Annotated in this window: 11 protein-coding genes; 8 read left to right on the top strand and 3 right to left on the bottom strand. The window is 40.8% G+C overall.

Going from position 1 to position 13346, the window contains the following annotated elements; translation table 11 throughout:
* Positions 1-29 precede the first annotated feature (29 nt).
* Positions 30-593 (top strand): alkylphosphonate utilization protein, encoded by a 564-nt coding sequence (locus VUI23_RS02670; protein ID WP_216049807.1) that lies wholly within the window; start codon positions 30-32, stop codon positions 591-593.
* Positions 594-828: 235 nt separating this feature from the next.
* On the opposite strand, the gene VUI23_RS02675 is transcribed toward VUI23_RS02670, so the two are convergent.
* Complete coding sequence (locus tag VUI23_RS02675; protein ID WP_342808230.1) at positions 829-2562, bottom strand: lysophospholipid acyltransferase family protein; 1734 nt, start codon at positions 2560-2562, stop codon at positions 829-831.
* A gap of 152 nt (positions 2563-2714) precedes the next feature.
* On the opposite strand from VUI23_RS02675, the gene pyrC reads away from it, so the two are divergent.
* From pyrC to dbpA, 4 genes are read left to right on the top strand one after another with little or no spacing between them, the layout of a single operon-like run.
* Complete coding sequence (gene pyrC / locus VUI23_RS02680; RefSeq protein ID WP_216049808.1) at positions 2715-3752, top strand: dihydroorotase; 1038 nt, start codon at positions 2715-2717, stop codon at positions 3750-3752.
* Entirely contained in the window at positions 3731-4642 is a 912-nt protein-coding gene (locus VUI23_RS02685) for a transporter substrate-binding domain-containing protein (protein ID WP_342806718.1), read from the top strand. Before pyrC ends, VUI23_RS02685 begins: the two co-directional genes overlap by 22 nt.
* A gap of 12 nt (positions 4643-4654) precedes the next feature.
* Positions 4655-5344 (top strand): crotonase/enoyl-CoA hydratase family protein, encoded by a 690-nt coding sequence (locus VUI23_RS02690; protein ID WP_216049810.1) that lies wholly within the window; start codon positions 4655-4657, stop codon positions 5342-5344.
* A gap of 35 nt (positions 5345-5379) precedes the next feature.
* Positions 5380-6756 carry an ATP-dependent RNA helicase DbpA gene (dbpA, locus tag VUI23_RS02695; RefSeq protein ID WP_342806720.1) on the top strand — a complete coding sequence of 459 codons (1377 nt, stop codon included), beginning with the start codon at positions 5380-5382 and terminating at the stop codon, positions 6754-6756.
* 58 nt (positions 6757-6814) lie between these two features.
* Here the strand turns inward: dbpA and VUI23_RS02700 are convergent, their stop codons facing one another.
* The gene (locus VUI23_RS02700; RefSeq protein ID WP_342806722.1) at positions 6815-9037 is read right to left on the bottom strand and encodes a M13-type metalloendopeptidase; all 2223 of its coding nucleotides are present in this window, start codon (positions 9035-9037) and stop codon (positions 6815-6817) included.
* A gap of 61 nt (positions 9038-9098) precedes the next feature.
* On the bottom strand, positions 9099-9905 hold the full coding sequence (locus VUI23_RS02705; RefSeq protein ID WP_342806724.1) for a hypothetical protein: 807 nt from the start codon (positions 9903-9905) through the stop codon (positions 9099-9101).
* A 167-nt stretch (positions 9906-10072) separates the two neighbouring features.
* Here VUI23_RS02705 and VUI23_RS02710 point away from each other — a divergent pair, with 167 nt between their 5' ends.
* Genes VUI23_RS02710 through VUI23_RS02720 form a run of 3 tightly spaced genes read left to right on the top strand, consistent with a single transcriptional unit; the run spans position 10073 to position 12986 of the window.
* Complete coding sequence (locus VUI23_RS02710; protein ID WP_342806726.1) at positions 10073-10489, top strand: MAPEG family protein; 417 nt, start codon at positions 10073-10075, stop codon at positions 10487-10489.
* Positions 10490-10514: 25 nt separating this feature from the next.
* The gene (locus tag VUI23_RS02715) at positions 10515-11126 is read left to right on the top strand and encodes an RraA family protein (protein ID WP_342806728.1); all 612 of its coding nucleotides are present in this window, start codon (positions 10515-10517) and stop codon (positions 11124-11126) included.
* An 18-nt stretch (positions 11127-11144) separates the two neighbouring features.
* The gene (locus VUI23_RS02720) at positions 11145-12986 is read left to right on the top strand and encodes an ABC transporter ATP-binding protein (RefSeq protein ID WP_342806730.1); all 1842 of its coding nucleotides are present in this window, start codon (positions 11145-11147) and stop codon (positions 12984-12986) included.
* Positions 12987-13346 lie beyond the last annotated feature (360 nt).

The raw sequence follows: 13346 nt of genomic DNA on the forward strand, positions 1-13346 counted from the left end.
CTTAAATTCCATTCCACAAAGGTTTTAACATGTCTATAGAACAAACTCTTCTATCTCGCAGCAATCAAACGTGCGAATTGTGCGGCGCAACTGACTCACTTGTCGTATATGAAGTCCCGCCAGAAGAGGCGCATGCAGATAAATGTATTTTAGTTTGCGGCACATGCCAGTCTCAAATTTCGGGCGAGGCTGAACTGGACATGACTCACTGGCGTTGTCTAAACGACAGCATGTGGAGCCAAGTCCCTGCGGTGCAAATAGTTGCCTGGCGAATGCTTAAAAAGTTATCTTTTGAAGGTTGGGCGCAGGATTTGTTAGACATGTTATATCTGGACGAAGATATGCTTAAGTGGGCAGAGTCTGGTCTTGTTGAGCACAGTGACGAGCCAACATTAGATTGTAACGGTACAGTTCTGCAGGCGGGTGATACCGTTACCCTTGTGAAAGATTTAAATGTGAAAGGCGCTAACTTTACCGCTAAACGAGGTACTGCAGTGCGTGGAATTGGCCTTAGTAGCAATCCAGAACACATCGAAGGCAAAGTCAATGGTCAGCGAATTGTGATCATCAGTGCATATACCAAAAAATCATAATAATAGTTTGGGCTTCAGCCCGAATAGGCGCTAGCATTTCACTCGTTAGCAGCAGCGATTGGTAAATATCCATGGGCTAAAGCCTCATGCTACGGGTGTATTGTAGTTTGGGCTAAAGCCCGAATAGGCGCTAGCATTTCACTCGTTAGCTGCAGCGATTGGTAAATATCCATGGGCTAAAGCCCATGCTACGGGTGTATTGTAGTTTGGGCTTCAGCCCGAATAAGTCGATTAACTAACCTTCAAAGGACGCATATTGTTTCCAAGCGTCTCCTAAATACAGCTTCAATAATTTTTCAGGGGCTTTAGGAAGTTCAACACTTAGCAGCAATCCTGGCGTGTCATTGAAGTTTCCGTCAATTCCCAGACAGTGAAATTTAGCACCGAGTTTCAGATAATGTTTAGCCAAAACAGGGATATCTTTGCCGTCACTTTCTATTGCTGCCAATAAGGTAGTTAAATGTGTCGATAAATCATATTCTTTTGCAAAATCTGAGATTTCCGGATGCAGCGCAAAGTCGAATTCTTTATGAGGGGTTACTGATTCAGTTGGCGACACAAGGGCTTGCTGTATTAATGCAACTGAGCGTGGGTTATATAGTTTACTTAACGAAACCGTGCCGTATAAAGTGCGATAGTGGGGGAATTTACAGACGAATGCGCCAATCCCTCGCCATAATAAAAATAATCCTTGGAAGCTTTTTTGATATTCGGGTACTAAAAACGACCGACCTAGCTCAAGGCAGGGCTGCTGTTGGTTCACAAATCCTGGGGAAAAATTAAACATACGTGCCAAATACAGTTGCGTTATATCACCTTGTTCCAGCAACTTGTCGGTTTGCCCCATTCTATAAGCGCCAATAATATTTTGCTTTTCGTTGTTGACTACAAATAGTTGAGTGTAAGTGGCATCAAAGGCGTCGGTATCTATTGGCTCACCGCTGCCTTCATTATGTTGGCGAAATACTAATTCCCGTAAACGCGCAATTTCGAACACAGTTTTGGGGAGTTGATGCTGGAAGCCGTAATAAACTGAAAACTGTTTATGCACCAATAAACATTGCTCTTGAGGAAGCAAAGCCAATTCATTTGCAATTTCTTGCCAAGGGGTTTGGTCTGCTATAGGTGCTTGTTGAACAGATTGATTATCGGGCCAATCCATTCTCCAAAGGGGATCCTGAGAATAACTCTGAATTCTACATAATGCAGCGTGTTGCTTACTATCTTTCACTTTATAAGTGTTGGGTTTGACCAATGAACCACAAGTAATCTTAATTTGACTGTTATTTTTGTTGAGTAACTCTCTTGCCAACATGAGCAGCCTAAAACGAAAATAAACTCGCCCTAGTCGATAGAATAACGGACTATTTTGACCGCTTACAAAGATTGGCAAAAAGTGCGCTTGGGAAGAGTCGATAAGTTTCCCAACTATGCGGTTCCAATGATGTTCACTAATGCGTTTTTTATCTCCCTGATAGTATGCGACTCGACCCGCGGGGAAAACTAACAAAGCACCGCCTTGTTTAACATGTTTCAAGCTGGCGCGGATAGAGGGCGTATTTTTAGGATCACGCTCAGATAACGGATTAGTAAAGATAAAATAGTCTTTGAGCTCAGGGAAAAGCTTTAAACCTTGGTTGGCCAAAACTTGCAGATCTGGGCGTATTTGGCCAATGAGTAAACACAATATCACCCCTTCTATGCCCCCAAAAGGATGATTACTAGCAATAACTAAGGGACCAGTCTTTGGAATGTTTTTTTGTACAGAATCGCCGCCAAGTACTTCAATATTAAGTACCTGTAACAATTTCTCGGCAAATTGTTCTTTTTTTAGCCCTTGCATTTGATGTTGCTTATAAAGGGCGTCCATTTTCTTGACGCCGACTAAGCGATCTAACATTTTAAGTGCAAGGGTAACTGGAGCGCTTTTTGGCCCCACAAGATTAATAAGACTGATAGATGTCGACACCTGATGCTGCATATTTTCAGTTATTCTCAACAACGACAATTAATCTTTACCTTATAACAGATGCTATTTATGCAATGCAAAAGATTATTTTTGCATTTTTTCGGGCATAATAGGGGGAGAGATTTAGCTTACACTTATACTATAGGCCAATGATGAATAAAATTACGATAACCGCCCCAGACGATTGGCATTTACATTTCCGTGATCATGATATGTTGGGAGAGACGGTTCCAGCGACCGCTAGGTGCTTTCAAAGAGCAATCGCAATGCCGAATTTAGTACCCCCCATTACCACTGCTAAAATGGCAATGGATTATAAATCACGGATTTTGGCCGCTCGACCAGCGAATAGCAACTTTCAACCTTTAATGGTTTTGTTTCTAACCAATGAAACCACAAAACAAGACATCATTGATGCAAAAAAAGCCGGTGTTGTGGCAGCTAAATTGTATCCAGCAGGCGCGACGACTAATTCTGATGCGGCGGTTGCTGGAATAGAAGCCCTGTATCCAATCTTCGAAGAAATGGCACAGCAGCAGATGCTATTGTTAATTCACGGAGAAGTAACTCAAGCCCATGTGGATATTTTCGACCGTGAAAAAGAATTCATTGATCAGCACCTCGCTAAAATTGTTGAGAATTTTCCTCACCTCAAAATTGTATTCGAACATATCACTACCTCTGAAGCTGCCGATTTTGTGTTACAAAGCTCAGACAATGTTGCGGCAACGATTACTCCCCAACACTTACTGTTGAATCGTAATGATTTGTTGGTTGGTGGCGTGCGGCCACATAACTTTTGTTTGCCTGTACTTAAGCGTAATACCCACCAACAAGCACTAAGAAAAGTGGTTGCCAGCGGTTCTAAAAAATTCTTTCTAGGCACAGATTCTGCTCCCCATGAAAAACACAGAAAAGAATCTGCATGTGGATGTGCAGGTTGTTATAGTGCTTGGAGTGCCCTTGAATTGTATGCGCAAATATTTGATGAGTTAGGCGCCATCGACAAGCTTGAAGGTTTCAGTAGCCACTATGGGGCTGATTTTTATGGTCTGCCCCGTAACACTCAATCTATTACGTTAGTCAAAGATAAGTGGCAAATACCGGAACAAATCATCCTTCCTAATGGGAATCCAATAGTGCCCTTTTTTGCAGGACAAACGGTTGATTGGAAAATAGAAAGCGTTTAGTAATGATAATTAAGCCGTTATTCACTTTGCTAAACAAACTCCCGCGAGCAGCTGATTTTCTTTTGCTCGCAGTAAATTTACGTTCAGTAACAAAGTGTCATTTGTTGATACTCTCTATCGGGCTATACAATGGCGTGTTGATTGCTCAAGATTCTAAAGATTTTTGGGTCTTAGCATATCCTGAAGCGCCTTTTATTGAACAGACAGAAAAAGGAAAGCTAAAGGGCTTCTTGGTCGATGAGGTCAATGGCATTTTGGCTACAGCGGGGATTCGGCAGCAAATATTACTTGCCCCATGGAAACGTCTTGAACTCGAAGCAAAGGCGAAGCCCAATGTGCTTGCCTTCGCATTGACTCGGACTCCCGAGAGAGAACAGAATTATCATTGGATTACGCCATTAACAGCGAACGTATACTCTGTTTTTAGCCCTCAAAAAATAGTCAGACCGTTAAATAACATCGAGCAGTTATCTACATTTGACTCTATTGCGGTATTGGAGAATGATGTTCGCCACAAATTGCTGCAAGCGCAAAATGCTAAGAATATTCAGGTCTATTCAAGTTGGTCTGATGCAATCGATAGTGTCGTAAGCGGAGAGTCCAGTGCAATATTTTTCTCGGATTCAGGAGTTCAGTATTTTTGTCGTGTTCAAGGAAAAGATTGTAATCAGTTCGAACGCGTGTTTTTGTACGAAAAAACAATAACCTATCTTACTTTGTCAAAAGTAGGGTCAAATCCGGAGTTGGTAAATAGATTAAAAAGTGCGGCAGAACAATATAAAGATTCTGACGCATTTAAAACAATTTCAAAAGATTGGCTAAAGCAATACGAAACGTTGCCTATTCCTATGCATATGGAAGATGGTGTACTTAATTTGTGGAATAAATAATCGGACCATATTATGAGCAAACTTGTAAGTTATCAAAATCAAGAAGCCTATGCCCTTATCACTATTGATAATGGAAAAGCCAATGCGCTTTCTCATGAAGTGATAGACCAAATTAATTTGTGTTTAGACAAAGCAGAAAAAAACCAGAAAGTTGTAGTTTTAGCTGGTAAAGCAGGCATGTTCAGCGCGGGTTACGATTTAAGTGTGATGAAACACAGTAACGAGTCAGCCTTAGAACTTGTGGAAAAAGGATCAACGTTATCAAAACGTTTATTAACTTTTCCTACGCCTGTGATTGCAGCCTGCTCAGGTCATGCTGTGGCTAAAGGGGCGTTCCTTTTATTATCAGCTGATTACCGAATTGGGTTAGATGGGGAATTCAAAATAGGTCTAAATGAAGTAGCTATCGGAATGACGATGCACCAAGTTGGAATTGAACTCGCCCGCAATAGGTTAACTCCTCGCTATTTTAATCGTTCGGTTATCAATGCAGAAATATTTAGCCCAGGACAAGCACTAGAAGCCGGGTTCCTCGATTTAGTTGTAAAACCCAAAAAATTCGAAAAAACCGTGAATAAAGTAGCCTACGCAATGGCTTCTTTAGATATAAAATCTCACCGAGCGACTAAACTAAAAGCTAGGGCTGAACATATAGCAAACTTAGAAAAAGCGATTGAATTAGATCGCACAAGCTCGCTGTAATTATTAATTAAACTTATTTTAAAGAGAGCACTTTAGTGACCCAATTTTCTTCTTTGCCATTAAAACCTGAACTTGTTAGTAATTTGGAAACCCTCGGATTTGAGGGGATGACCGAAATTCAACAACAAAGTCTACCGAAAATTCTGGCAGGCAAGGATGTCGTAGCGAAAGCAAAAACCGGCAGTGGCAAGACCGTTGCTTTTGCTCTGGGTTTGTTAAATAGACTAGATGTGGATCGATTTAGAATTCAAGCTTTGGTTATGTGTCCAACTCGTGAATTGGCTGAGCAAGTTGCCGAAGAAATTCGTCGTGTAGGACGGATGATTGATAACATGAAAGTGCTTACCCTTTGTGGCGGTACGCCCATGGGCCCACAAATTGGATCACTTTCACATGGTGCTCATATTATTGTCGGTACACCTGGCCGTATTATGGATCACTTATCTAAACGCCGACTCAGTCTCAAAGAAGTCAATACGCTAGTGTTAGACGAAGCCGATCGTATGTTGGATATGGGCTTCGAGGAAGAAATGGAAACCGTCATTCGAGCTGTGCCCACAGACCGACAAACCTTATTGTTTTCGGCTACTTATCCTGACCAAATTAAACAAATTAGTCTTAAGATACAGCGCAATCCAATTGAGATTACGGTGGAATCAACCCATGACACAAGCAAAATAAAACAATTGTTTTTCGAAGTTGAAGAATCTCATAGAATCAAGGCTACTGCGGCACTGTTAAGTGAGTTTCAACCCGAGTCAGCGATAATATTTTGTAATACTAAAATTGCCTGTAACGAACTATTAGAAGCTCTGACTGAAATGGGGTTTTCTGTCGATGCGTTACACGGTGATTTAGAACAAAAAGATCGCAATCAAGTTCTAATCCGGTTTGCCAATAAAAGCGTATCGGTGCTTATTGCCACAGACGTTGCATCAAGAGGTCTTGACGTGAAAGGTGTGGGCGCGGTTATTAACTATCAAATCACACCTGATCCAGAAGTCCACATTCACCGAATCGGTCGCACGGGACGAGCTGACGCCGAAGGTTTAGCATTAACTCTTTGTGCCCCTAAAGAAATGGCGCGGGCAAATGCCATCGAAGATTATCAGCAAAGAAAAGTCGAATGGAAAGGGATTCAAGCTATTCGTTTTCATGCGAATCGAATTATTCAGCCTGAGTACCAAACAATATGTATTGATGGCGGTAAAAAAGCTAAATTACGTCCTGGAGATATATTAGGCGCATTAACCAAAGACGCGGATGTTCCTGGCGAAGATATTGGTAAAATAAAAGTGACAGCTACCCACAGCTATGTCGCAGTTAAAATTCGCAGTGTTAAACGCAGTTTGAAGCAATTTAACGAAGGTAAAATGAAAGGCCGTAAATTTAAGGCCAGAAAGTTGCTTTAATTTTTTCCAAAAAAAAGAGTGCGAAAGCACTCTTTTTAGTTAGTTCTGCAATATCCTTTTACCAAATCTTCACTCGATCTTTCGGTGCTAGAAATAATGCGTCACCTTTTTTGACATCAAATGCGGAATAAAATTCTGGCACGTTCGGTACCACACCATTCACTCTATATTCTGAGGGTGAATGTGGGTCAGTATTGACCTGGTTACGTAATGTTTCATCCCGTTGCACCGCTGCCCATACCTGAGCATAACCTAAGAAAACACGTTGTTGTCCAGTATAACCATCGAGAAATGGTGCTTCTTTGTCGGCTAGAGATAATTCATAGGCTTTGAGGGCAATACTGAGTCCCCCTAAATCACCGATATTCTCGCCAAGGGTAAATTCACCATTAACATGTAGGTTTTTTAATGGGGTAAATTTATTATATTGTTGGACAAGTTGTTTGGTACGTTTTTTAAACTCTTGTTTATCTGCATCTGACCACCAATTACGCAGTACACCATCGCCATCAAAGGTACTGCCAGCATCGTCAAAGCCATGGCCTATTTCATGCCCAATAACCGCGCCAATACCGCCGTAGTTAACTGCATCGTCAGCCTCCATATTAAAAAATGGTGGCTGCAAAATTCCAGCTGGAAATACAATTTCATTAGCCGGAGGGTTGTAATAGGCATTCACGGTTTGTGGGGTCATGTCCCATTCGTGTTTCTGTACCGGACCTGGCTGTTTATCGAGTATCTGCTGCCATTGCAGATCATCTGAGCGTTTGATATTGCCAACTAAGTCAGATTTCGAAATAGACAGTTTTGAATAGTCTTTCCATTCATCAGGATAGCCAATTTTTGCAGTGAATTTGGATAGTTTGTCGAGCGCTTCCGCTTTGGTGGCATCCGACATCCAGTCCAGTTGTTTGATACTGACTTCGTAGGCTGTTAATAGATTATTGACTAAGTCTAACATGCGTTCTTTGGCGGCCGGTGGGAAGTGTTCTTTGACATATACCTCGCCTATCACTTCACCTAAGTGAGTATTTACGAAATCAACGCCTCTGCGCCATCTTGGTCGTTGCTCTGTCACCCCATATAAGACTTTGCTGAAAAACTCAAAATTTGCTTTATCTAATTCAGTGGTTAAATAGCTTGATTGCTGATTGATAACCATCCATTTCAGATAAATTTTCCAAGTTGTGATTGGCGTTTTAGCAATGATGTTGTCTAACTCACGCATGTAATCGGGTTGCGTGACTACTAAGCCATCCAAGTCAGTTAATTCTAGTTCTTGCAACATTGCTGCCCAATCGAATTGAGGCATTAATTCAGATAACTTGGTTACTGGAATTTTGTTGTATAGTGCAACCATATCTCGGGTTTTTTCTTTTTTCATATGCTTAGAAGCTAGTTTAGTTTCTAAGTCCAAAATAATTTTTGCGTTTTTTTCGGGATTCTCCAATCCTACTAATCCGAGCATTTTGGCAATGTGTTTCTGATATTTCCCTTTTATTTCCTGATAGGAACCTTTATCACTCGTATAATATTCTCTATCTGGTAATCCTAAACCTGCCTGCCATGAGTAAATCATGTAAGTTTTAGGGTTTTTTAGATCAATATATTGGCCAATAGCGAAAGGTGTACCAAAACTGTGTTTGTTGGCATAAGCAAAATAGCGCGCTAATTGTTGTTGATCCTGAATTTCATCAATTACCGCTAATTCAGTTAATAGTGGTGTCAAGCCTAATTTGTCGCGGTTTTCCATGTCGGTGTAAGATGTGTACAAGTCACCCACTTGTTGCTCATTGCTACCTTTTTCAAAATCGCCTTCTGAGGATTTTTTAATGATAGCCATAACTTTTTCTTGAGCTTCATCAGCGAGTAACTGAAATGAATTTAAACCGGCTTTATCTGATGGAATTTCAACCTTGTCTAACCATTTACCGTTAGCAAATCTGAAAAAATCGTCGCCCGGTTTAATGTCCGTATTAATATTATCCAATTTAAGCCCTGAGTGGCGAGTCACGGTTGTGACATCCGGTAATGCTGTTGCCGGAGTTTCAGTAACGGGCGATTCAGTTTTAGGATTGGTAGTAGGTGATTCTACGTTGGGAACTTCCACTTTAGGAGATTCAATTTGAGGAATCACCAGTTCAGGAGATTCAGTTTCTGGCTGCTCAATGGTGGTGTCTTCTATTTTCGGGGCTTCTTGCTTTTCTTCTTCAACAGGCGCTGGATCAGAGCATCCCCATACAAAAACAATAACTACGAGCATTAAAATATAAATTTTCATTGAATTCCCTTACATTTAACTAAATTGCTTAAGACTAAGTTCTTAGCTTCCAATCAATGACTTATTTACTAAATTTATAAATGAATCGATCTGTTTTTCCTCGAATCAACGGGGAAAAAACCGAGCTTTGGTGATTATCTTCTGGATTTCTCAGATAAAACGCCTCTTCGACAAGTGTAAAACCGGCTTGCGCAAATTGATGTTTAACAATGTTCGGGTCAATACGATGAAGGGTATTTGCTGCATCATAACCTGAACCAGCCTGAGCGATGTGATCTATTACCACTATAATGCCATCATCCTTGAGCACGCGATGCAGTTTTTCTAGCACTTTGACATGATCAACGACATGTTCGCGCAATTCTATTAATTTACCCCCTCGGACGGTATTAGTAAAAAATAAATCATGATATCCCAAGGCAGTAAACACTATGTCTACCGACTTATCAGCAACCTCTATGTCAGCAATGGCGACATTGTCGAGTCTAACCACATTGCTAAGACGATTGTCTTTCGTTCTTTGAATGATATCTTTTTCACCAAAATTCCAATAAACACTGTCGTTTTGCAAATAAACTAGGCCATCTTCACCTACAGCTCTGGAAAGGAGCTCAGAATACCAACCACCACCGGCCAGCAAATCTAACACCGTATCTCCAGCAGATATGCCTGTGAAAGATAATACTTGTTGGGGAAGTCTAGCTTTATCTCGTTTAGCGTCTTCTAATGGTCTTTCCACAGATGAAAGGATATCGTTAATTTGCTGTTTAGTTAACTGAACCGCGGTTGCATTCACCGAGAATATAATAAAGACGATAGCGGATATTAATTTGATGCTATTTAAACAACGGGGTAATACAGGTTTCATGCTTAAATGTCCCAACTGAATATTTCTTAATGATCAATGGGGTAAAGAATAACGCCAACCACCAACAAAAATCACTAAAAACTGTAACAGAACAATTCAAATTTCTAATTCGTTGATATTTCGGGTAACTTACGTCTTCGTACATGTCTCCGCATAAAGGAATACCTATGAATGCTACTATTATTGCTCTGCTCGGATACATCAGTTGGACGGTGTTTTTACTGATTTTATTAGCCAGCTATCGAACCTTTTTGGTGAGTCAGAAACAGCGATTACCAAATCAGTTCAAGGCCGACGGTTCAGATTCCCCTGATTTTGGGCAACGACTTACTCGGGCTCACCTTAATTGTGCAGAAAGTTTTGTGTTTATTGGTGGCACTATGCTGACAGCTCTGGCAACAAACGCCTCAGCGATTACTGATACGTTGGCGTATTACTTGCTGGCAGCAAGATTAGGACAATCTATTGTTCATCTTGTTTCGACCTCAGTACTTGCCGTTCAGATTCGATTTGTGTTTTTTCTAGTTCAGGTTGGAATTTGCGGTTATTGGTTATTCAAGTTAATGACAAATTTTGCATTTTAAGATTTTAAAGATAAGGTGATTATTTATGCTAGATATGAATTTATTCAAACAAATCTCCCCATGTGAATATGCTGACGCATTACCTCGTGAGCAATTTATTGATTATAAAATATCAAGTTTATGGCCACAGCCCCCACGTATTGCTGGACCTGCTTTTACAGTGTTTTGCGAAGATGGTGATCATTTAATGTTACATGCGGCTATCTATGAAGCTTCACCAGGGGATATCATTGTTGTAAAGTCTGATCCGCAGTTTGCTGCAGCGGGCGGAAACGTTTGTGCAATCGCTAAACAGCGAGGAATTGCAGGGTTTGTTATTGATGGCGTCATTCGTGATTTGGCAGAAACCCGTGACATTCAATTCCCTGTTTTTGCCCGTGGAGTGATTCCTTTTCCTGCCGCCAAAAAAGCCTACTCACCCCTAAATCAAACTATCAAATGTGGTGGTGTTACGGTCAATCCAGGGGATATCGTTATTGCTGATGAAGAAGGGATAGCTGTTGTACCTAAAGACCAAGCTCAGTCAGCATATGAAATTGCTAAAGCTCGCACCGACAAAGATGCGCAAACGTCATTGCAGCAATGGCAAGATAACCATAAACATAATATTGATAATATTATTTCGAAGCTCAAATAAACTTTAATTGGATAGTGCATGTTTTCATTTTTTGAACGGTTGACAAAACCGTTCCCTGTTGAGCACCCAACAAAACCTCCTCAGACCCTAGTTGCTTTTTGTCGTCATTACACTAAAGGTATGTGGCCTGTAATCTTTACGGTATCGATTTTAGCTGCGTCTGTTGCGGCTTTAGAGGTTTCCTTGTTTAGTTATGTCGGTCAACTTGTTGATTGGCTGTCTGAGCGTGATCCGGAAACCTTTATACAGCAGGAGAGTGGCAGCCTAATCTGGATGGGCACAGTCATTCTAGTGATATTACCTTGTTTAGTGATATTACAGTCTTTGTTGACCCATCAAACGTTATTGGGTAATTACCCGATGAAGATACGTTGGCAAGCACATCGATATTTACTTGGTCAAAGTATCGGGTTTTTCCAAAATGAATTTGCTGGACGTGTCGCTACTAAAGTGATGCAAACCGCACTGGCTGTGCGTGAAGCAGTGATGAAATCACTCGATATTTTCGTGTATGTAAGTGTTTACTTCATCAGTATTTTAGTACTGGTTTTTTCGATTGATTGGCGTTTGAGTGTGCCATTGTTAATTTGGTTACTGACTTATTTTATTATTCTGCGGACCTTTATTCCGCGGCTTAAAAAAGTCTCGCAAAAACAAGCTGATGCGCGCTCAATCATGACCGGCCGAATCGTTGATAGTTATACTAATATTATGACGGTTAAGCTGTTTTCCCACAGTCAACGTGAATCAGACTATGCAAAAGAAGGTATGAGTGGATTTTTGCATACGGTTTATCCGCAGATGCGTTTAGTCACAACACTTTATGGGTTTGTTTGGTTTTCTAATGCTCTATTGGTTTTTAGTGTCAGCGCACTATCTATCTACTTGTGGTTGAATCATCTAGTAACCCCAGGTGACTTAGCGGTCGCAATTAGCTTGTGTTTACGCCTCAACGGCATGGCGCAATGGATTATGTGGGAAGTATCTTCACTATTTGAAAATATCGGTACTGTACAAGATGGGATCAATACCCTTGCCAATGATGTTGTTGTGCAAGACGTACCTGATGCCCCTGATTTACAGGTCCGCGGCGGAGCGATTGAGTTTAACAATGTTGATTTCGGTTATGCAGGTCCTGAAGGAAAGCCCATAGATGTATTCAAACAATTGAATCTTTCAATCAAACCAGGTGAAAAAGTTGGTTTAGTGGGACGCTCTGGGGCGGGTAAGTCTACTTTAGTCAATTTATTGCTGAGATTTTATGATGTGCAAAGTGGCAATATTCTCATTGACGGGCAAGAGATAAAACACGTTAAGCAGGAAAGCCTGCGAGCCAATATTAGTATGGTGACGCAAGATACGTCTTTATTGCACCGATCTGTGCGCGAAAACATTATTTATGGTCGCGCCTCTGCCACAGAAGAGCAAATGATAACTGCGGCAAAACAAGCTGAAGCGGACGAGTTTATTCAGCAGCTTTCTGACTTGAATGGCAATATCGGGTACGACGCACAGGTAGGTGAGCGAGGCGTTAAATTATCTGGTGGTCAACGACAAAGAATTGCAATTGCTAGAGTGATGTTAAAAGACGCTCCGATTTTAATTTTAGATGAAGCGACTTCTGCATTGGATTCAGAAGTTGAAGCGGCTATTCAACAATGCTTAAACAAAGTAATGGTGAATAAGACTGTACTAGCCATTGCCCATAGATTATCCACCATCGCCCAAATGGACCGTTTGTTAGTTTTAGAGCAAGGAAAAATCGTGGAATCAGGTAGCCACAGTGAACTGTTGGCAAAAAATGGTATTTACGCAAAACTATGGTCTCATCAAACGGGAGGATTTATTGGGGTTGATTAATTCGCACTCCCTGATGAGCTACATCAAAGACTCCTGATGTTTTGCATTGGGAGTTTTTATATTTCATTTCGGTTTTTTCAAACAATCCTTCACTCAAAAGCAAAGCGCAAAATCTGTATTTTCCTAGCTTATTGTTTTCTTTACCTTTTAATTTAACGGGTAAAAAAACCACCTAAAAAGGGTAAAAAAAGGTTGCATTTAGTTGACCGTATGGTTAGTTTTTAACCTGAGATTATTAAGTGAGCAGCTAAATCTGCCTTTTCAAGTCACTTTATAGCGTCTCACTTTAATAAGAAATATAGGATTTCGAGCCCATGAAAAACCTACGACTCAAAGCAATCTACAAGCGAATTTTGAACT

The organism is Alteromonas sp. M12, assembly GCF_037478005.1.
In the GTDB taxonomy this organism is placed as follows: domain Bacteria; phylum Pseudomonadota; class Gammaproteobacteria; order Enterobacterales; family Alteromonadaceae; genus Aliiglaciecola; species Aliiglaciecola lipolytica_A.